Source organism: Erythrobacter sp. SG61-1L (assembly GCF_001305965.1).
GTDB lineage: Bacteria > Pseudomonadota > Alphaproteobacteria > Sphingomonadales > Sphingomonadaceae > Andeanibacterium.
In genome coordinates, this window is sequence record NZ_JXQC01000003.1 from 2235979 (window position 1) to 2256663 (window position 20685).

The 20685-nt window shown below is 62.6% G+C and carries 20 protein-coding genes and 1 pseudogene; 17 read left to right on the forward strand and 4 right to left on the reverse strand.

Features of this window, described 5'->3' with window-relative positions:
- Positions 1–5: 5 nt before the first annotated feature.
- Both SZ64_RS11025 and SZ64_RS11030 read right to left on the reverse strand, forming a co-directional pair.
- The gene (locus SZ64_RS11025; protein WP_054530873.1) at positions 6–1766 is read right to left on the reverse strand and encodes a transferrin-binding protein-like solute binding protein; all 1761 of its coding nucleotides are present in this window, start codon (positions 1764–1766) and stop codon (positions 6–8) included.
- A gap of 150 nt (positions 1767–1916) precedes the next feature.
- Positions 1917–2867, reverse strand: coding sequence for a TauD/TfdA family dioxygenase (locus SZ64_RS11030; RefSeq protein ID WP_054530874.1), 951 nt, complete (start codon positions 2865–2867; stop codon positions 1917–1919).
- 185 nt (positions 2868–3052) lie between these two features.
- Between SZ64_RS11030 and SZ64_RS11035 the strand changes: the two genes are divergently transcribed.
- From SZ64_RS11035 to SZ64_RS11115, 17 genes are all read left to right on the forward strand, one after another.
- Entirely contained in the window at positions 3053–3436 is a 384-nt protein-coding gene (locus tag SZ64_RS11035; RefSeq protein ID WP_054532204.1) for a Rid family hydrolase, read from the forward strand.
- A gap of 85 nt (positions 3437–3521) precedes the next feature.
- On the forward strand, positions 3522–3998 hold the full coding sequence (locus SZ64_RS18300; protein ID WP_082384552.1) for a hypothetical protein: 477 nt from the start codon (positions 3522–3524) through the stop codon (positions 3996–3998).
- 13 nt (positions 3999–4011) lie between these two features.
- On the forward strand, positions 4012–4320 hold the full coding sequence (locus SZ64_RS11045) for an I78 family peptidase inhibitor (RefSeq protein ID WP_054530875.1): 309 nt from the start codon (positions 4012–4014) through the stop codon (positions 4318–4320).
- A 22-nt stretch (positions 4321–4342) separates the two neighbouring features.
- On the forward strand, positions 4343–5392 hold the full coding sequence (locus SZ64_RS11050) for an enoyl-CoA hydratase/isomerase family protein (RefSeq protein WP_054530876.1): 1050 nt from the start codon (positions 4343–4345) through the stop codon (positions 5390–5392).
- Between the two features lie 13 nt (positions 5393–5405).
- Complete coding sequence (locus tag SZ64_RS11055) at positions 5406–6182, forward strand: enoyl-CoA hydratase (RefSeq protein ID WP_054530877.1); 777 nt, start codon at positions 5406–5408, stop codon at positions 6180–6182.
- A 66-nt stretch (positions 6183–6248) separates the two neighbouring features.
- Positions 6249–7211, forward strand: a complete 963-nt coding sequence (gene cysD / locus SZ64_RS11060; RefSeq protein ID WP_277813752.1) for a sulfate adenylyltransferase subunit CysD — start codon at positions 6249–6251, stop codon at positions 7209–7211.
- Positions 7211–9148, forward strand: coding sequence for a sulfate adenylyltransferase subunit CysN (gene cysN / locus SZ64_RS11065; protein ID WP_054530879.1), 1938 nt, complete (start codon positions 7211–7213; stop codon positions 9146–9148). The genes cysD and cysN overlap by 1 nt, the downstream gene beginning before the upstream one ends.
- Positions 9149–9175: 27 nt before the next feature.
- Entirely contained in the window at positions 9176–9424 is a 249-nt protein-coding gene (locus tag SZ64_RS11070; protein ID WP_054530880.1) for a DUF2061 domain-containing protein, read from the forward strand.
- 10 nt (positions 9425–9434) lie between these two features.
- Positions 9435–10181, forward strand: a complete 747-nt coding sequence (locus SZ64_RS11075; protein WP_054530881.1) for a 3'(2'),5'-bisphosphate nucleotidase CysQ — start codon at positions 9435–9437, stop codon at positions 10179–10181.
- A gap of 84 nt (positions 10182–10265) precedes the next feature.
- Entirely contained in the window at positions 10266–11108 is an 843-nt protein-coding gene (locus SZ64_RS11080) for a beta-etherase (protein ID WP_054530882.1), read from the forward strand.
- A gap of 28 nt (positions 11109–11136) precedes the next feature.
- Positions 11137–12114: an AraC family transcriptional regulator gene (locus SZ64_RS11085; RefSeq protein WP_054530883.1), complete on the forward strand. Its 978-nt coding sequence runs from the start codon at positions 11137–11139 to the stop codon at positions 12112–12114.
- 302 nt (positions 12115–12416) lie between these two features.
- Positions 12417–13442, forward strand: coding sequence for a helix-turn-helix domain-containing protein (locus SZ64_RS11090; RefSeq protein ID WP_162225114.1), 1026 nt, complete (start codon positions 12417–12419; stop codon positions 13440–13442).
- A gap of 176 nt (positions 13443–13618) precedes the next feature.
- Positions 13619–15460: a PEP-utilizing enzyme gene (locus SZ64_RS11095; protein ID WP_054532206.1), complete on the forward strand. Its 1842-nt coding sequence runs from the start codon at positions 13619–13621 to the stop codon at positions 15458–15460.
- A 4-nt stretch (positions 15461–15464) separates the two neighbouring features.
- Complete coding sequence (locus SZ64_RS11100) at positions 15465–16514, forward strand: PEP/pyruvate-binding domain-containing protein (RefSeq protein ID WP_054530885.1); 1050 nt, start codon at positions 15465–15467, stop codon at positions 16512–16514.
- Positions 16511–16993 (forward strand): acetyl-CoA carboxylase biotin carboxyl carrier protein, encoded by a 483-nt coding sequence (gene accB, locus SZ64_RS11105; protein ID WP_054530886.1) that lies wholly within the window; start codon positions 16511–16513, stop codon positions 16991–16993. The genes SZ64_RS11100 and accB overlap by 4 nt, the downstream gene beginning before the upstream one ends.
- Positions 16994–16997: 4 nt before the next feature.
- Positions 16998–18458, forward strand: a complete 1461-nt coding sequence (locus SZ64_RS11110; RefSeq protein ID WP_054530887.1) for a biotin carboxyl carrier protein — start codon at positions 16998–17000, stop codon at positions 18456–18458.
- A 14-nt stretch (positions 18459–18472) separates the two neighbouring features.
- Positions 18473–19321, forward strand: a complete 849-nt coding sequence (locus SZ64_RS11115) for an HAD hydrolase-like protein (RefSeq protein ID WP_054530888.1) — start codon at positions 18473–18475, stop codon at positions 19319–19321.
- A 431-nt stretch (positions 19322–19752) separates the two neighbouring features.
- Here the strand turns inward: SZ64_RS11115 and SZ64_RS11120 are convergent, their stop codons facing one another.
- Together SZ64_RS11120 and SZ64_RS18940 are read right to left on the reverse strand one after the other, a co-directional pair.
- Positions 19753–20400 carry a class I SAM-dependent methyltransferase gene (locus SZ64_RS11120; protein ID WP_054530889.1) on the reverse strand — a complete coding sequence of 216 codons (648 nt, stop codon included), beginning with the start codon at positions 20398–20400 and terminating at the stop codon, positions 19753–19755.
- Between the two features lie 122 nt (positions 20401–20522).
- Positions 20523–20685 (reverse strand): annotated as a pseudogene (locus SZ64_RS18940) (flagellar motor protein MotB); the annotation flags it as partial.

Here is a 20685-nt window from a genome sequence, read left to right on the forward strand (position 1 = left end):
CAAACTCACTTCCCGACGAATACTCCATTGACCGAATAATAGGGGAAGTCCCAGGTGTTGGTGGCATCCGGTGCCTGCCAAGTGATACCGAACGCACCCACCATCTCGGTCGCGCCCGGCCCGAAAAGCCCGCCTCTCATCGACCCTGCCAATGGCCGAACGATGTCGTGGTTATAATCCATCGAAAGCGTGAATATCGAGCGGTTCGCCGAGTCCAGCGATCCGTAACCAGTGAAATTGCCGAAGTTTTTGGTTGCATTCGTGTCCGCATCCCGGCCCACCACGGAAGAAAGACCGCCCGAGATAGAACCGCTGGAAAAGTCGACCGTGAATGTACCCTGCCCGCTCAATGCATAAAGATTGGCATCCTTGCCGTTCGTGTCGCTTGCATTGCCGTAGATCGAACCCCTGTAAGTCGCCGAACCGGTGTGGGGCAGGAGATTGGGCTGCGTAAAAAGCCCATAGACGATATAGTCGGACTGGCGCGTTGACGGGACATCCGGCGTATCATGCTCGTAAATGGCAAAGCTGCTGTAAGTCAGCTTCACCTCCGGGTTGGCATCCCCCCATTTGAACATCCGCAGCACATCGTCATTCGATGAACTGAAACTGTCGAAAGCGGCAAAATCAGGATCGGAAAAACGATCGGCCGCGCGGAAGGTCTGGACCACGTTGCCGGCAGGCCCGATTATGCCATAGGTCTTGGCATCGAGATCGAACCTCATTCCCTTCGGCCCATAATAGCCCGAGTTGGCGAAGGTCGACGGAAGATCGAAGCGACCGGTCAGATCGGCCAACTTCGCGAAGGCGGCAGAGCTGTTCCCACTCTTTACGCCGGTAATCGCACCCACGCCCACTGCGGTCGAATTCGATTGAGGGCGGACTTCCCAGGTCGCACCGACTTCATCCGCATTCGGGCCATAGAAGCGCCCGGCAATCGTCCCGCGCATGGCTTCGAAATAATTATAACCGAATTCACCGCTGAAACTGTTGCCGCTGCCGGAAAGCGTTGCAGTGAGGAAGAAGTCATAATCTCCGGACTTCGTCCCGCCGACCGGATCGAACTCATACATCTTGCCGTCCCCGGCCAACTTGCCAGTCGCGAAATCGACCGTGAGGTTGCCCGATCCACCATAGGCCCAGGGCTGGCCATAAAGCAGAACCCCGTTGACCAGGATCGCATAGTCGGCCGCACCCGTCCGGGGCAGGGAGGCATTGGGGGTTTCAACGCCGTAAGTGGCGACAGAAACGCTGTAATCGACTGAGCTGCTGTTCTCGACCACATATTGCCACAGGGCAGATGTGACGTAGCGCGTCGACGCGACCGGGGCGGAATTATCCACCCGTGACAGGGTCTGTATCGTGTCGCCATTTTCCTTCACCATCAGGACGACACCACCGCCACTGTTCGCCTGATCGATATCCGACTGAAGGAAAGTGGTGGTCTTGCCGCCACCGGAAAGGCGGTAACTCTTTGCAGACGCATCGTAATCGATCGTCAGGCCGCTCCGCGAAGTTGAAGACGAAGTCAGCCCGTCAAGCGTGAAGCGCCCCTTCGCCTGGACGGAATCGTTGGTGAAGCTCTCATTCTTCGAAAGGGTGACGAGGTCCGCATTGGCGCTGCTTGGGAAGCTCGATCCGCCTCCGCCGCCCGAACTGCCGCCGCCACCGGGCGGATTAGGCGTGGAATTCGTTCCGCCACCGCCTCCGCATGCCGATACAAGCAGTGCCGAACCAAAAATCGCAATCGCGCCGCGACGCCCCATACGCCCCCCATGAGCTGGTGACAGAATTAAGCCGCCCCGCAGTGGCGACCAAATTCTGCTAATTCATGCGGGGAGATAGAATGGCAATCAGGGTTGGAACCAGTCTCGTCCGAAACGGAGACATTGCCTCGAACGGCAGGTTCGCCCCGCTCAGCGCCCGCCTTCGCGAGCGCCGACGATGTCCACCGTCTTGGGCGTGCTGGAAAACAGTTCGGCAAAGGGATCGTCGCCCGTTTCCATCGTGTGCGGCTCGGTCCCTTCGCGCACGGTGGTGCGGCGCATGTCGCGCTTTTCGTGTTCGTAATCGAACTCGCCGCCGCGATGCATGGTGCACAGATTGTCCCAGATCACCAGATCGCCCGCATTCCACTTCACGCTGAAGATATATTGCGGCTGGGTGCAGTGCTCGATCAATTGCTTGATGAGCGAGCGCCCCTCATCCTTGTCCATGCCTTCAATGTCCATCGTGTGGGCGGCGATGAACAGTGCCTTGCGGCCGGAACCCTTATGGGTGTGGACCAGCGGGTGGCGTGCCTTGGGGCGGGCGTCGATCTCTTCCTCGGCGATTTCGGCACCGGCCTTCATGCGGCTCCACCACAGGGAATTCACACCCACCTTGTCCTCGAGGAATTCCTTCATGTCCTCGGGCAGGTCGTCATAGGCGGTGCGGGTATCGGCAAACCACGTCTCGCCGCCTTCACCCGGCACCTGATGGGCCAGCAGCAGCGAATAGGACGTGCGCTTTTCCATGAACGCGCTGTCCGTGTGCCACAGGCGATCGCCCTTGCGATACTGGATAGCGGCCGGATCCTGCGTGATCTCGCCTTCCAGATTGAGATTCGACGCATCGAACAGCTCGCGGAAGGGCAGGCGCATCTTCATGCCTTCGCGGGCAGGAACGCGTTCCAGATAGCCGAAATTGCGGCTGAACTCGACATGCTGCTCGTCGGTCAGGCCGGTGTCGCGATAGACGCACACACCGAATTTATCCATGGCATCGGTCACTTCCTTCAGCTCTTCGGGCGAGAGCGGACGGGTGATGTCGAGGCCGGAACATTCGGCGCCGAACTTCGGCAGAATCGGATTTACCTGGAGGCCCATCTGGCCTTCTCCTGTACTTGCACGCCCCTTGCGGGAAAACGAGCGAGCGCGATTCCCCAATCCGTGGACGGAGTCAACTTTCGCAGGCCCCGCCTCTCACTCCGGCCCCACCCGCCGCGCCTCTGGCGCAGCCCGCCCCGTTCGGCGATAGGGAAGCGAAACATCAAATGGAGAGGAACCAGACCATGACCACCCGCCAGCGAATCGCGCCCCGTTCGAAATTCGAGGAACAGACGGGCTTCACCCGCGCGCTGCGCGTGGGGGACCGGATCATCATCGCCGGCACGATCGACGACCGGATGCCCCCTGCCGCAGAAGCCGGGGATCAGGCGGATCGCATCTTCGGACTGTTCGCGGAATATATCGCAGAACTGGGCGGAACCATGGCCGATGTGGTGCGCGTGCGCATGTTCGTGACCGACATTGCCGACGCCGATGCCGTAAGCGCGGCCTTTTCCAAACACCTCAAGGCCACTTGCCCCACCGGCACGTTGGTGGCGATCAATGCGCTCTATCGGCCGGAATATAAGGTGGAGATTGAAGCCGAAGCGGTAGTTCTGGAGGGCTGAGCTGAGCCCGGCAGCGGAAAGGTTGGGTACATCGGGCGTTGATATTGCAGAATATATGCACCCCGGGAACAGATGGGAGAATGCCATGACACCCCGCCTTACCGCTGCCTTTACCGCCAGCCTTGCCGCCCTTGCGCTTTCCGCATGCGGCAGTTCCGACGAGACGAACGACACGGCAGCACCGCAGAGCGAAGCCCCGGCCACCACCCCGGCGCCGTCGGCCAGCATCGAAACCCCTGCCCTGCCGGATGCGATTCCCGCAGCGATGCAGGGCCGCTGGGGGCTGGTCCCGGCCGACTGCACTTCCACCCGCGGCGACGCCAAGGGGCTGCTGGTGATCGGGCCTGAAAAGCTCACCTTCTACGAATCGGTCGGCACGCTCGACACGGTGAAGGAAGGAGACAACAACCGGCTTCTGGCCAGTTTCGCCTATACGGGCGAAGGCATGAGCTGGGCGCGCGAGGAAGAACTCACGCTGGATGCGAGCGGCAAGCAGCTGGTCCGCGTCGAACATGGCGAAGGTGCCATGCCCCAGCCGCTCACCTATAACCGCTGCGCCTAGGAGGAGTTTCCCGATGAAGCGACATTCCGCAATTCTCGCCCCTCTCGCAGGGGCGCTCGCCCTGTCCGCTTGCGCAACCACCGGTGCGGAGGAACCATCCCCGCCCAGCCGTGCGGAAGGCGAATGCAAGGCAGAGGCCGGGCAGGCCTTTGTCGGGCAGAAGGCCACGGCCGAAACCGGCGCGGCACTGATCGCGGCCACCGGAGCGCGCACCCTGCGCTGGGTTCCGCCTCGCACCGCCGTCACCATGGACTTCCGGCCGGATCGGCTGACCGTCAGCTATGATGACGACATGGTGATCGAGCGGGTTTCCTGCACCTGACAGGCCCGCTATCGCTCGGACGATGAGCGAGAATATCCACCACCACATCCATGGCGGCGTGGGGCACCTGTCCCTCGCCCGCCCGCGTGCCATCAATGCGCTGACGCTCGACATGGTCGAGGCGATGCAGCGCGTGCTGCTGGAATGGCGCAACGATCCCGCCGTGCAGGCAGTGCTGATCGATCACGCGGAAGGCCGGGGCTTCTGCGCCGGGGGCGATGTGGCCGCCGTGCGCCGCTCGGTGCTGGAGGATGGCGGAGCGGAAGGGCGTGCCTTCTTCCATGAGGAGTACCGGCTCAACCATTTGCTGTTCACTTACCGGAAGCCCGTGGTCGCCTTCATGGACGGGATCACCATGGGTGGCGGAGTGGGCATCGCCATGCCCGCGCAATTCCGAGTGGCGACCGAGAATACCCTGTTTGCCATGCCGGAAGGGGCCATCGGCCTGTTCCCCGATGTCGGGGCGGGCTGGTATCTCTCCCGCCTGCCGGGAAGGATCGGGCCGTTTCTGGCGCTGACCGGTGCGCGGCTGGATGGGGCGGAATGCCTCTGGGCGGGGCTTGCCACGCATTACCTGCCCTCCGAAGCACTGGCAGAGGCCAAGGCCCGGATCATCGCCGCCCCGGATTCCATCGCCGCAATCCTCGATGAGCTTTCGACCGAACCGCCCGAGGCGCGCCTCACCCGCAATGCGGCGAATATCGACCGTTTCTTCGCGTCTGACCGGCTGGAAGACATCTTCGCCGCGCTGGAGGCGGACGATTCGAAATGGGCGGGCAAGGAACTGGCCACACTGCGCTCCAGAAGCCCGCTGACCATGAAGGTCGCCCTGCGGCAAATCGCGCAGGCGAAGGCCCTTTCGGATTTCACCGAGGAAATGCGCATCGAATATCGCCTCGCCGCGCGCATGATCGCCGAGCCGGACTTTGCCGAAGGCGTCCGCGCCGTGCTGGTGGACAAGGACAATGCGCCGCGCTGGAATCCCGCCACGCCCGAAGGCATAAGCGAAGCGAAACTGGACGCGATCTTCGCCCCTCTCCCAGAAGGGGAAGAGTGGGCGCCGCTGACCTGAACGGAGAACAGCCTTGGCCGAATATGAGACCATCCTTGTCGAACAACGGGACGCGGTCACGCTGGTGACGCTGAACCGGCCGCAGGCGCTCAATGCCCTCAACAGCCAGGTGCTGGCCGATCTGGTTGCGGCCTTTGCTGCCTATGAGGCTGACGCTGGCCAGCGCTGCCTCGTCCTGACGGGCAGCGAGAAAGCCTTTGCTGCCGGGGCGGACATCAAGGAAATGTCGTCCAAGGGTTTTGCCGACATGTTCGGGGCGGACCTTTTCGCGGGCTATGACCGCGTGGTCGCCACCCGCAAGCCATGGATTGCCGCTGTGGCGGGCTATGCGCTGGGCGGTGGCTGCGAGCTGGCGATGATGGCGGATTTCATTCTCGCGGCCGACAGCGCGAAATTCGGCCAGCCGGAAATCACGCTCGGCATTACGCCCGGCATGGGCGGATCGCAGCGCCTGACCCGCGCTGTCGGCAAGGCCAAGGCGATGGAGATGTGCCTGACCGGGCGGATGATGGATGCGACCGAGGCGGAAAGCGCGGGCCTCGTCGCTCGGGTGGTCCCCGCTGACGAACTACTGACCGAGGCCATGAAGGTCGCGGCAAGGATCGCGGCCATGCCGCCGCTCGCTGCCATGGCCTGCAAGGAAATGGTCGATGCCGCTTTCGAGACGCCGCTCAGCCAGGGCCTCTCCTTCGAACGGCGGCTGTTCGCCGGGCTGTTCGGCACGGAAGACCAGAAGGAAGGCATGGCCGCCTTTGCCGAAAAGCGCCCTGCCAAGTTCACCGGCCGGTGATCTGGCCGGCGGCACGGGGTTGCTCGCGGGGCCAGCCGCCTAGCCACAGTTTGCCCCCCGCAAAGAATTTCTGCCCCGCCGCGCTCTTGCTCCCGCGCGCAGCACAAGCCATGTGCCGATGCGATTATGCAGCAACTGACGCATCTTGATCGGCTGGAAGCCGAAAGCATTCACATCCTGCGCGAGGTCGTGGCCGAAGCGCAGAACCCGGTGATGCTCTATTCGATTGGCAAGGACAGCGCCGTCATGCTGCACCTTGCCCGGAAGGCCTTCTATCCGTCGCCTCCGCCCTTCCCCCTGCTCCATGTCGATACGACCTGGAAGTTCCGGGACATGTACGCCCTGCGCGACAAGATGGCCGAGCAGTCCGGCATGGATCTGATCGTCTATCAGAACCCCGAAGCGAAAGAGCGCGGGATCAACCCGTTCGACCATGGCCCGCTGCACACGGATATGTGGAAGACGGAAGGGCTCAAGCAGGCGCTCGACAAATACGGCTTCGACGCGGCCTTTGGCGGCGCTCGCCGCGACGAGGAAAAGAGCCGCGCCAAGGAGCGCATCTTCTCCTTCCGCACGGCCACGCATGCGTGGGACCCGAAGAACCAGCGCCCGGAACTGTGGAACCTCTACAATGCCCGCAAGAACAAGGGCGAGAGCATTCGCGTCTTCCCGATCAGCAACTGGACCGAGCTGGATATCTGGCAGTACATCATGAAGGAGCAGATCGAGATCGTGCCCCTTTACATGGCCGCCCCCCGCCCCACCGTGGTGCGTGACGGACTGCTGCTGATGGTGGACGATCACCGCTTCCCGCTGCTGCCGGGTGAAGAGCCGATGATGCGCTCCATCCGGTTCCGCACCCTTGGCTGCTATCCGCTGACTGGCGCGGTGGAGAGCACGGCCAGCACCCTGCCCGAAGTGGTGCAGGAAATGCTGCTGACCACCACCAGCGAACGTCAGGGCCGCGTGATCGACAAGGACGGGGGCGATGCCTCCATGGAGAAGAAGAAGCAGGAGGGGTATTTCTGATGACCGATCCTGCCGCTCTCGAACCGGTCTACAAGACCGACGCCCTGATCGCCGAGAATATCGAGGCCTATCTCGATCTGCATCAGAACAAGACGCTGCTGCGCTTCATCACCTGCGGGTCGGTGGACGATGGCAAGTCCACCCTGATCGGGCGCCTACTCTACGATTCGAAGATGATCTTCGAAGATCAGCTCGCCGCGCTGGAGGCAGACTCCAAGCGCGTGGGCACGCAGGGGCAGGAGATCGACTTCGCCCTCCTGGTGGACGGCCTCGCCGCCGAACGCGAACAGGGCATCACCATCGACGTCGCCTATCGCTTCTTCGCAACGGAAAAGCGCAAGTTCATCGTGGCCGATACGCCGGGCCACGAACAATATACCCGCAACATGGTGACGGGTGCCTCCACTGCCGACCTCGCCGTGATCCTGATCGACGCGCGCAAGGGCGTGCTGACGCAGACCAAGCGCCACTCCTATCTCGCCCATTTGATCGGCATCCGCCATCTGGTGCTTGCCGTGAACAAGATGGATCTGGTCGGCTACGATCAGGAAGTGTTCGATTCCATCGTCGAGGAATATGGCGATTTCGCGCGCGAGATCGGGATCGAGGAATTCACGCCGATCCCCATTTCCGGCTTCAAGGGTGACAACATCACCACTGCGCCTTCCGCCAATACTCCGTGGTATGACGGCCCCAGCCTGATCCACCATCTGGAGACGGTGGAAATCGCCGATACGGCAGCGCAAGCGCAAAGCTTCCGCATGCCGGTGCAATGGGTCAACCGCCCCAATCTGGACTTCCGGGGCTTTTCCGGCCTGATTTCCTCGGGCGAGATCACGCCCGGCAAGGAAGTGCGCATCGTGCCTTCGGGCAAGACCAGCCGGGTGAAATCCATCGTCACCCTGAATGGCGAGCTGGACGTGGCCGTTTCCGGCCAGTCCGTCACGCTCACGCTGGAAGACGAGGTCGATTGCAGCCGAGGCGACGTGATCGCGATTGCCGACGATCCGCCGCAAGTGGCCGACCAGTTCGAAGCCACCATCGTGTGGATGAATGACGAGGCGATGATCCCCGGCCGCGGCTATTGGCTGAAGCTGGCGACGCAGACCGTCAGCGCTACGGTGGCCGAACCCAAGTTCGAGATCAACGTCAACACGATGGAGCATCTGGCGGCCAAGACGCTGCAGCTCAATTCCATCGGCGTGGCGGAAGTGACGACCGATCGCCCGATCGTGTTCGAACGCTACAGCGATTCCCGCACGCTGGGCGGCTTCATCCTGATCGACAAGATCACCAATGCCACCGTTGCCGCCGGCATGATCCACTTCAGCCTGCGCCGGGCACAGAACGTGCACTGGCAGGCACTGGAAGTGGGCCGAGAGCAGCATGCCACGCTGAAGGGCCAGCGCCCTGCGGTGCTGTGGTTCACGGGCCTTTCCGGTTCGGGCAAGTCGACCATCGCCAATCTGGTGGAGAAGAAGCTCCACGCGCTGGGCAAGCACAGCTTCCTGCTGGACGGTGACAACATCCGTCACGGCCTGAACAAGGATCTGGGCTTCACCGAAGCGGACCGGATCGAGAATATCCGCCGCGTGGGTGAAGTGGCGAAGTTGATGGCGGATGCCGGCCTGATCGTGCTGACCGCCTTCATCAGCCCCTTCCGCGCCGAACGTGAGATGGTGCGGTCCATGCTGCCGGAAGGCGAATTCGTGGAGATCTTCGTCGACACGCCGCTGAGCGTGGCGGAAGAGCGCGACGTGAAGGGCCTTTACAGAAAGGCCCGCAGCGGCGAACTCAAGAACTTCACGGGCATCGACAGCCCGTATGAAGCGCCGGAGAACCCTGAAATCCGCATCGACACGACCGGAACCAGCCCCGAAGATGCCGCCGACGAAATCGTCGAGCGCATTCTCGGTGTATGGACGCCCGATCTGTGACGGCGCGCTGAGAGGAGGAACGGGGGCATGTTCCTTTTCCATGGACGCGAGGCACACAGCCGGTCGGTGGTGAAAGCCATCAGCTGGCGCGTGCTTGGCAGCATCGACACATTCCTGCTTTCCTGGCTGTTCACCGGCAGCCCCAAGGCGGCAGGCGCGATCGCTTCGACCGAAGTGATCACCAAGATGATCCTCTATTACTTCCATGAACGGGCGTGGAGCTCGGTCAAATGGGGCTTCGTGGAAGCCCCTGAAGACCCGGCCACCAAGATCTGAGACTTTCGCGATGACCGACGCTGACCTTGCCGCCCATCTGGCCGAGATTGCCGGACGCATTCTGATCGAAGTGCGCACCAGCGGAATGTTCGAAGGCAAGGCCCTTGGCAAGGCGGGCGATCAGGTGGCCAACCAGTTCCTGGTCCACGCCCTGTGTGCGCAGCGCCCGAATGATGGGCTGCTTTCCGAAGAAGAGAAGGACAATCCGGAACGCCAAGGCAAGTCCCGCGTATGGATCGTCGATCCGGTGGACGGCACCCGCGAATATGGCGAGGAACGCAGCGACTGGGCCGTCCATGTCGGCATGGCGGTGGACGGCGTCGCCACGCTTGGCGCGGTTGCCTTGCCGGGGCTTGGCCAAGGCACTGTGTTCCGCAGCGATGCGCCGGTGGAACTGCCAGCACATCACGGCGCGCCCCGCCTGCTGGTCAGCCGCACCCGCCCCGCCGCCGAAGCACTGGCCGTGGCCGAAATGCTGGATGGCGTGCTGGTGCCGATGGGTTCCGCCGGGGCCAAGGCCATGGCCGTGATCCGCGGAGAGGCCGACATCTATCTCCATTCCGGCGGCCAGTATGAGTGGGACAGCTGTGCGCCCGTGGCCGTGGCCAAGGCACATGGCCTGCATTGTTCGCGCATCGACGGCAGCCCGTTGGTCTACAATCAGGCCGACACCTATATGCCGGACCTGCTGATCTGCCGCCCCGAATGGGCGGAGCGTGTTCTGGATGCGGTTGGTCAGGTGGCAGCCCAGGCCTGAATTTGCGATAAGTCAGTGTTCAAACGCCCCCTTCGGGCGTAGCACTGCGCGTCGACAAGCTCCGAGTCCAATGGGAGAGCCACTTTGGCCAAGAACAACACGATCACCTTCTACGATCTTGCCCTGTCCACCGGGGCAACTATCAGCCCCTTCGTCTGGGCGACGAAGTATGCGCTCAAGCACAAGGGCTTCGATCTCGACGTCGTGCCCGGCGGCTTCACCAAGATTCTGGAACGTACCGGCGGCAAGACCGAACGCCTGCCCGCCATCGTGGATGACGGCACCTGGGTGCTCGATAGCTGGGGCATCGTGGAATATCTCGATGCCGAATATCCCACCCGCCCCACTCTGATCCCGCATGAAAGCGTCGCCACGGTCACCCGCGCGCTGGACGCATGGTTCTGGAAGGTCGCCACCGGCCCGTGGATGCGCTGCTTCTGCGCGAATTACCGCAATCTGGCGAACCAGGAAGACCATGAATACATCACGCATTCGCGTGAAATCATGCTGGGCATGAAGCTGGAAGACATGCAGGCCGGTTATGAAGACCGCCTGCCTCAGATTTCCGCCGATCTTGAGCCGCTGCGTATCGCGCTGCGCGAAAGTAAGTGGCTGGGTGGATCGCAGCCCAATTACGCGGACTTCCGCATCATGGGTTCCATCCTGTTCACTGCGTCCGTCTGCCAGACCAGCCCGGTCTTTGCCGACGACGACCCACTGCGCGACTGGATCGAACGCTGTCTGGACCTTTACGGCGGCCTTGGCCGTCATCCCGGCCTGTTCCCGCTGTTCGGTCTGAAACAGCGCGACGGCGATCCCGAACTGTTCGCTCCTCAGGGCGCAGGCGGCATTCACAAGCGCAATACCGGCCCGGCCTCGACCAGCACGGAAACACAGCGCATCACCGAAGGAATGAAGGCGGGCTGATCCCCGCCGGATTTCCCGGAAAGGCCCAGTGACGCGGCCTCTGACCCAGCCGGGAGCCCTGCTGCCGCAGGGCAAGGAATGGTCCTCGGAAGGATTGTCTCCCGAGGAGGCCGAAGCACGGTGGCGTCAACATTTTGCCGAGCGGACCGAGTCCCCGGTAGACATCACGCTCCACGGGACGGAGCGTTTTGCCGCACGATTGATCAGTCGCGGCGTGGGGCAGCTTCGCCTGCTCCACCTCGTGGCGCCCGCGCAAAAGGTCGTCCATCGCGAGATCGTTCAGGAACTCGCGGCCGCCGATCATCTCATCCATCTGATCTATTCGATCCGCGGCCCCTTCCACGCCCGCGCCGAAGGGCATGACTTCCATGTGGAGCCCGGCCAGTTCGCGCTGATCGACAACAGCAACCGCTTCGAACTGGATATGTATACCGAGCATGAAGCGCTCGATCTGATCATGCCCCTGCCCTGGCTGGAACAGTTCCTGCCCAACCCCTTGTCACATATCGGCAAGCCACTGCAGATGGACATGGGCTGGGCGCCGCCGCTGGCTGCTATGCTCCTCACCATCGCGCGCGAGGGCGACAATTGCCCTATGCCTCGCACCATGGTGGCCGAACAGCTCGGCAATCTGGTGGCGCTGGCGCTGGGCGTAAAGGAGCCGGTTTCCGTCCGCCCCAGCACAAGGCTGGCCCAGCAGATCATGCGCCGGATCGAGAGCGATTACGCAGACCCGGAACTGACGCCCGAGCGGGTGGCGGCAGATCTGCGAATCTCCAAGCGCTATTTGCAGGCGCTGCTCACCAATTCGGGCACAAGCTTCGTGCGAGAGCTGAATGCCGTGCGGCTCGACAAGGCAAGCGCCTTGCTGACCGACCCGCCTTCTCGCTCGCTTTCCGTTGCCGAAGTGGCGTTTCGCTGCGGGTTTCTAGACCCCGGCTATTTCGCCCGCCAGTTCCGCAAACGCTTCAACGCGACACCGCGCGCTTGGCGCGAAATGGGCTAATCATTCGATTAAATGGACAAATACGCATGCGCAAATATCCACATTCCGGTGCGCGTGAGTCCTTCCGAATACGAATGTAGTTGCACTATCCTCCGTGTCGAAAGTTGCCCCAGGGCCTTTCGGGATCGCAGATCAGCCGTTCGATGAGAACATCGCCGCGCACCACGGACTTGCAGCATGACATGCAGGCCGGGCGCCATAAGGGCGGGAGGGGACGAACGGTATGGACCGGGAGACGGCCCCCTTCGTCTCCCGGTCCCACCTTCCTGAATGTCCGATCCCGAAACCACTTGCAGACTCCCGTGACCGGCCGCCGGCACCTGTGCCATAAGGCCTGTGTGACCGAGCGTGACCGCCAAGCCGACGACGACAGGGAGTGGAGCTCTTCCGGCCTCGCCAAGCGCGACGCCATCGACCAGTGGCGAAACTGGGCCGCCAGCACCATCGCGCCGATCGAAGTCACCGTTTTCGATCCAGACAGTTTCGCTGCCCGTTGGGTGAGCCACGGCATCGGGCAGTTGCGCCTGCTTCAGCTCCACGCCCCTGCCCAGCGCGTGACCCACACCGGCGCGGAAGGTGCCGCCATGCGCGCCACGCCCTCCATCCAGCTGGTCTATTCGCTGCAGGGCGACATGAAGACATCCATGGGCGGCAGGCGCTTCACCCTGGCGGCCGGGCAGTTCGTGCTGCTGGACAATACCCGTTTCTACCAGATGGAGATGGATACGGAGCATCGAGCGCTGGACCTGATGATGCCGCAGAACTGGCTGGAGCGATATCTACCCGACGTGGGCACACATCTAGCCCGGCCGATGGACGGCCACGAAGGCTGGGGCGCGCCGCTGGGCGCGCTGCTGGAATGCCTTGTGACACGGCTCAAGACCACCACCCTGCCCCGGCCCCTGATCGCGGAGCAGATCGGCAATCTGCTGGCGCTGGCGACCGGCGTTAACGAGGCGGGCGAGAGCAGCAGCCCCAAGCATCGCCATCGCGGCCAGCTTGCCCGGTTGATCCTGCGTCGGATCGAAAACGACTATGCCTCGCCTGATCTCTCGCCTGACCGGGTGGCGGCCGATTGCGGCATTTCGAAAAGCTATCTCCAGACCCTGCTGGCCGGAAGCGGCACCAGTTTCGTACAGGAACTCAACGCCACCCGTCTGGAACGGGCAGGCGACATGCTGTCGGACCCCCGCACCCACAGCCTCTCCATCGCGGAGATCGCCTATCGCAACGGCTTCCTCGATCCCGGTTATTTCTCCCGCCAGTTCCGCAAGCGTTTCGGCATTACCCCGCGCGAATGGCGCGCGGGCCACGCACCGCAATCCTGAAACTCGCCCAGCCCTTTTGCATCGCACAACTTAGACAATAGCCTTGTGCTTTTGTCCTATTCATCATGTGCGTGAATCCTACCGAAGTCGGGCCTCAGGCAGTATCCTGACCTCAACAAGAAATTCCTGCGGGCACGAACCACGCGGGAACGGGATTTGAATGGAGGATGTTGGAAATGGCTGATGAAGCCAAGGGCTTTCCCTTGCCTAGTTCCCTGAAGGTCGTGCCGGGCACCGAAGCTGCCCAGGCCGCCTACCCCTATTACACCCAGTTCACTCCGGAAGACGATGAGCGCTTCTGGTTCTACAACTCGATGCACTTCCCTGAACCGATGCATCATTTCGACATGATCACGGCGGAAGCCGCCTATGTCGCACTGGGGGCCTTCAACACGCGCGTCCACGTGCTGCCCACGGCCAAGGGGATCGACCACCGCGTGATCAACGGGCGGGTCTATATCGGCGGCGTAGCCGTTACCGACCCGGCAGAGATCGAGGAACGCGTGGGCGAATTCCAGCAGCGCGCCTTCTATTATTACGAACACTGGGAGACTTTGTACGATCAGTGGAAGGACAAGATGAAGGCCCTGATCGCGGATGCGCAGGCGCTGCCCAAGCCCTCCCTGCCCGATTACGAGCCGTTGGAGACGACCCACACCGGCAAGGGCGTGGCCGCCAATCACGCACTGCTCGATATCTATCAGAAGCAGATCGAAGGGTACCACCGCATGTGGCACCACCACTTCGAATTCCTGCTGCTGGGCTATGGCGCCTACATGACCTTCTTCGATTTCTGCAAGAAGGCCTTCCCCGAGATTTCGGACCAGACCATCAGCCGCATGGTCGCCGGCATGGAGGCGGAAATCTTCCGTCCCGACGAGGAAGTGAAGCGCCTCGCCCGCCGCGCGGTGGAACTGGGCGTGGACGACAAGTTCCATGACGGCATGTATATCGACGACGTGCTGGAAGCGCTCGACCAGCTGGGTGAGAGCGGCAAGGCCTGGCTCGACGAGCTGGAGGCGAGCCGCAATCCCTGGTTCAACGTCAGCTCCGGCGATGGCTTCTACCATTATCACCGCAGCTGGAACGACGACCTCTCGCTGCCCTTCGCGGCCCTGCCGGGCTATATCGAGAAGGTGAAAGCCGGCACCAATATCGAACGCCCCACCGGCCAGCTGGTGGCCGAACGCGAGCAACTGGTGGCCGACTATCGCGACCTGCTCGACACCAACGAGGACAAGGCGACCTACGATCAGCTGATCCACCTCGCCCACCGCGTCTTCCCCTATGTGGAAGGCCACAAGTTCTATTGCGAGCATTGGTACACCAACCTGTTCTTCAACAAGATCCGCGAATTCGGCGCCCTGCTGCGTGATCACGGCTTCTTCGAGAAGGAAGAGGACGTGTTTCACCTCACCCAATATGAGCTGGAAAGCGCGATCATCGACCTGATGCTGTCCTGGGGCATCGGTTCCGAGCCGCGCGGGCCGAAATACTGGCCCGCCATCGTCAAGCAGCGTGCCGCCGCAATCGCGGAATGGGCCAAGCATCCCACCCCGCCTGCTCTGGGCAATGTGCCGGATTCGATCGACGACCCGGCCATCGTCATGCTGTGGGGCATCACCCGCGACAATCTCGACACCTGGCTCAATGCCGATGCGGATGAAGATACGCGGGAGCTGAAGGGCTTCGCCGCCTGCCATGGCGTGGTTGAAGGCCCCGCCCGCGTGGTGAAGTCGGTCGAGGAAATCGGCCGTCTGCAACAGGGCGACATTCTGGTCTGTCAGGTGACCAACCCCACCTGGGCGCCGATCTTCCAGAAGATCAGCGCCGCCGTTTCCGACATCGGCGGTTCGATGAGCCATATGGCGATCGTTGCCCGTGAGTACGGCTTGCCCGCCGTGGTCGGCACCGGCACCGCAACCCAGAAGATCAAGGACGGCCAGCGCATCCGGGTGGATGGCGGCCGCGGCACCGTGACCATCCTCGACGAGGAAACGGTGCTTGAGGACGCATGACGCAATGAGCAGTGAAGTGAAATCGGTCGCCTGGTTTTCCGAAGTCGGCATTCACGATCGCCCTACCGTAGGCGGCAAGGGCGGGAGCTTGGGCGAATTGACCGGCGCCGGGATTGCCGTCCCTCCCGGCTTCGTCGTCACCACTCACGCCTTCGAGCTGTTCCTTGAGGCACTCGAAGCGCGTGACAGTGTGCGTAGCAAGGTGGAACGGCTCGAACCTGCCAATCTGGAAGCGGTAACAGCCCTCTCGCAGGAACTGCGCCGCCGGGTCGTTGAAGAACCCCTGCCCGCCGAAGTGGAACAGGCGATCCTTGCTGCCCATGCCGAATTGTGCGGCGGCGGCAACATGCCTGTGGCCGTGCGTTCTTCGGCCACCACCGAAGATGCGGAAGATGCCAGCTTCGCCGGATTGCAGGACACTTTCCTGTGGGTGCTGAGCGCGGAAGATACCGTCCACCGCGTGCGCGAATGCTGGGGCAGCCTCTATTCGCTGGAGAGCATGACCTACCGGCTCAAGCACAAGCTGCCCGAAGAAGGCGTGGCGATGGCCGTGGTGGTCCAGCAGATGGTGGATGCGCGCACGGCAGGCGTGATGTTCACCCGCTCCCCCACCAGCGGCGACAAGTCCGTCATCACTATCGAAGGCGCCTGGGGTCTCGGCAGCGCGGTCGTTTCCGGCGAAGTCACGCCGGATCGTTGGGTGATGGGCAAGATCACCGGCGAGATCAGCGTGCGCGACATTTCGCACAAACACGCCAAGCAGGTGCCCGCGCCCGAAGGCGGGATCGTGGAAGTAGAACTGGACAAGGTGGACGCGGAAGCCCCCTGCCTTTCCGACGACGAATTGCAGGCCCTGCGCGAAGTCGGGCGGAGGATCGAGCGCCACTATGGCCGCCCGCAGGACATCGAATGGGCCGTCGACAAGCAGGGCGACATCCTGCTGCTCCAGAGCCGCCCGGAAACCGTCTGGTCCGCAAAGGACGTCGCCCCCGTGGCAGAGAAGAAAGACAATCCCCTGAACCACGTGATGAACATCTTCGGAGGCCGCCGATGATCCTGACGGCGAAGGACATCGCGGAGATCACCCGCCTGCTGGATGAATCGCAGTTTTCCGAACTCAAGCTGGAGATCGGCGATTTCAAACTGCGCGTCAGCCGTGGTGGTTCGGGCCGGCGGCTTTACGATGACGATGTGGAGGCCGCCCCGGCTCCGCGCACTGCCGCACCCTCCACGCCTGCTCCTGCCGCTGCTCCCGCGCCTGCGACACCCGCCACCGGCCCAGCGGCGGGCGAAGTGGACGTGCCCGCACCGCTGCTCGGCAATTTCTATTCCGCCCCGCGCCCTGGCGATCCCCCCTTCGTGAAGGTGGGCGATCTGGTGAATGAGGACAGCATCATCGGCATCATCGAAGTGATGAAGCTGATGAACTCGGTCCGCGCTGGCGTTGCCGGCACGGTCGTCGCCATCCTCGCGGATAACGGCACCTCAGTGGAAGAGGGGCAGGCCCTCATCCGCGTGAAGACGGGCGAGTAAGGCCATGGCAAAGGTCCAGCTCGTCGAAACCTCGCTGCGCGATGGGAATCAGTGCCTGTGGGGCGCCCTTGGCGTCGATACGGCCCGCACGCTCACTATCGCCCCGGTAATGGAACGGTGCGGCTTCAAGGCGATCGACTTCACCACGTCCACTCATATGGGCGTTGCGGTGCGCTACAAGCAGGAAGATCCGTGGGAGCGGATACGCGGCATGGCGGAGGCCTGCCCCACCACGCCGCTGCAATTCCTCTCCACCGGCTTCCGCTTCATCGCCTGGGAGACCGCGAGCCCCGAATTCATGGAACTGGCCTTCCGCACACTGGCCCGCAACGGTATCCGCCGCTTCGCTTTGGCGGACCCCATGAACGATGCGGCTTCCAACGTGGAAGTCGCCCGTCTGGTCAAGCGCGCAGGCGGCGAACAGGTGGTGGGCGCGCTCGTCTATACGATCAGCCCGATCCACGATGACGCCCATTATGCCGAGGCAGCGCGGATCATGGCCGCCAGCCCGGACATCGATGCGCTCTACATCAAGGACCCCGGCGGGCTGCTCACCAGCAAGCGCGCCCAGACCCTGATCCCCGCGATCATGGCCGAAATCGGCGAGAAGCCGCTGGAACTGCACGCCCATTGCACTATCGGCTTGGCCGAACAGGCCTATCTCGAAGGCGTGGAACTGGGAGCGACTGCCCTGCAATGCGCCAGCGGTGGCGCGGCCGACGGCACCTCCAATCCACCGATCCAGCGCATGATCGCCAATCTGCGCGCCATGGGCCACACGGTCGAGATCGATGACGAGGCCGTGGCGGAAGTCTGCAATTACTTCACAGCACTGGCAGAGGCCGAAGGCCTGCCCACCGGGCACCCGATGCCCTTCGATGCCGCCTATTTCCATCACAATCTGCCCGGCGGCATGGTCGGCACCATGCGCCGCCATCTTTCGGACCAGCGCGTGCCCCATCTGGAAGGCGCGGTGATCGAAGAACTGGGCCGTATCCGGCGGGAACTGGGCTGGCCCATCGTGATGACGCCCTTTGCCCAGATGCTGCAAACACAGGCCGTGATGAACGTGACGGGCAAGGAACGCTATGCCGTGATCCCGGACGAGATCATCCGCTTCGCCATCGGCAAGTTCGGCCGCCCGATGCAGCCAGTCGATCCCAATCTGATGGACCGCATCATGTCAGATCCGCGCACCAAGGAACTGGCAGCAGAACCGGGCATGGCCGAATTGTCGGACCTCAGGAAGCGCATCGGCCCGAACCTGTCGGACGAGGAATTCCTGTTGCGCGCCACCATGCCGGCCAATCTGGTCGATGCCATGCAGGCGGCAGGCCCGGCGAACCGGGTCTATAATCCCGAGACGCGGGCAGTCATGGAGCTGGTCCGCGGCGTACTCAGCCGCCGCGACCTCACCGAAATCACAGTTGAAAAGGAAGGCTTCCGGCTCGCAGTCGAAGCCTGATCACGGATCCCGATATGTCCCATTCCCAATTCGCAGAACCCATCGGCACCGCGCGCGGCGTGATGTTCGATCTCGACGGTACGCTTATCCTCTCCAACCGCGAACTCGGCCAGTACAAGGTGCTGCCGGGCGCCGTGGAGACCCTGGAAGCCCTCAAGCAGCGCGGCATCCCCTATCTCGCCCTCACAAATGGCAGCGCCTATCCCGCGAGCCGCCAGGGCCCGCGCCTTCGCGAAATCGGCCTGCCCATTCCTGACGAGAACCTGTTCACGCCCAACAGCGTTGCCGGGCAGGTGCTGAAGAACCGAGGCGTCGAGCGCGTCCTCGTTCTGGGTACGGAAGGTGTGGGCGAAGCCTTGCGGCTTGAAGGCCTCAATACGATCATGCCCGGCGATGCAGATGCCGCCCGCGCGGATGCTGTTTATGTCGCCTGGCATCCCGACTGCGGCATGGATCATATCCACGCCGCTTGCGAGGCTGTGCTGCGCGGGGCAGCCTTCTTCACCGCATCCGACGTACCGTTCTTTGCCACGCAGAGCGGCCGCTCTTTCGGTTACAGCTGCGCAATCAGCGGCGCCATCGCCCGTGTGACCGGAGTGGAACCGGAAGTGACCGGCAAACCCTCGCTCCACGCAATGCAGTTCGTCGCCGCCCGGCTTGGTTTGCCGATGAAGGACGTTGCGGTAGTCGGCGATGATCCGAAAGTTGAGACCGAGATGGCCCGGCTCGGAGGAGCAATCGGCATTGGCGTCACCACCGGCACGACCTCGCTTAAGGAATGGGCAGCCCAGCCTGCTGATCGCGCACCCCATCGCGTAATCGACAGGATTGACGCTATCCTTGAGATGGGCCTGCTCCGCTGAACCTTACGTCGGGCACAGGTTTGGCCCTTATACGAGGGCGGATTGTACAATACGCCCTCGCCTCGCTCCGGTGACAGATCTCGAACAGCTTGCGCCCACAGGCTAGGCGACCCGCCCTTGTAAACCTCTCCTCCAGCAGGATCGGTGCTCACAGCTCTCACCGGCGGCTTGAGCGCCAGTGTCTGCAGGAGCTGGCGCTATTCTCTCCTCCCGGTCAGCCTATGATATAGTAGCGACTGCGGAATTCAGCACCAGCTGCCTGGTCGGTAATGAGTTACGGGCGATCAGTTCTGTACCGCGCAACTCGAACCTGTGCACCTCAAGCGCTGCTTCTTCGACTTACTCGGCCTTTCTGCTGCCTGATCGTCGGTATTCGTGCGCATTTCCCGGCGGACCCAAGCCTGTTTGCAGTTGCCAGCACCTAAGGGCGATCAGAGCGACGAATTCCCGGCGTTCCATCTCACCGTCAGCTCTATTCCCTGCCCGATTGGCAATAGCGCAGTCTGTAGGTCCGGTTTGGCGCGAATGACCTTACGCAGTGCACGTGCGCTGTCTCGGGCGCCCTCCGGATGAATCATGTTGTCCGTCACGACTACCGCTTCATCGGCCAGTTTCGGATAGACGGCTTCGAAGCAGGATACGTAGAGGTCCTTCCAGATGTCCAGGAAGACGAATTCGAACGGCCCTGGTTCTCTTGCCACTACGTCTAGCGCGTCCCCATTTCGGAAGTCCACGAAAGCTTCCAGACCAGCCCGCGCGAGCATGGCGCGGGCATAGTCCTGCTTGGCAGGGTCAAGGTCTATCGTGATTACTTTCGCCCCGCACGCCCGCGCGGCATCCGCAAGGAAGAGCGTGGAATAGCCATAGCTGGTTCCGAGTTCGAGTATGGTGCCGGGACTGCGCGCAAGTACAAGTGCGTGAAGAACGCCCGCCGCCTCCTGCCCGACAGGCAGAAGAAATTCATCTCGGTGCGCGCCCATCTCTCCCGGCTCCATGCTGGCCATTCGGGCAATCTCCGCGCGGTGGCGTTCACTATACTCGGCAAGCACCGTGGCCACGCGGGCATCTTCGAACTGCATCCATTCTCTCCCATTTGCGTGGAGCAATGTGCATCCGAAGAGGCTGGAACGCCAGACAGCAAAAGGCCCGGAGGTTTCCCCCCGGGCCTTTCGTTTGTCGGACCTTGCGGTTCGGATCGGGCTTAGTTGCCCGAACCCGGACCGTAGGTGATTTCGACGCGGCGGTTCTGCAGTTCGCGGACACCGTCGGCAGTCGGAACCCGCGGGTTCGCTTCACCGAAGCCTTCGCTGCTGATCGCCGAGGACGGGATGCCCTTGCCGACCAGGTAGGTCTGGACCGAAGCG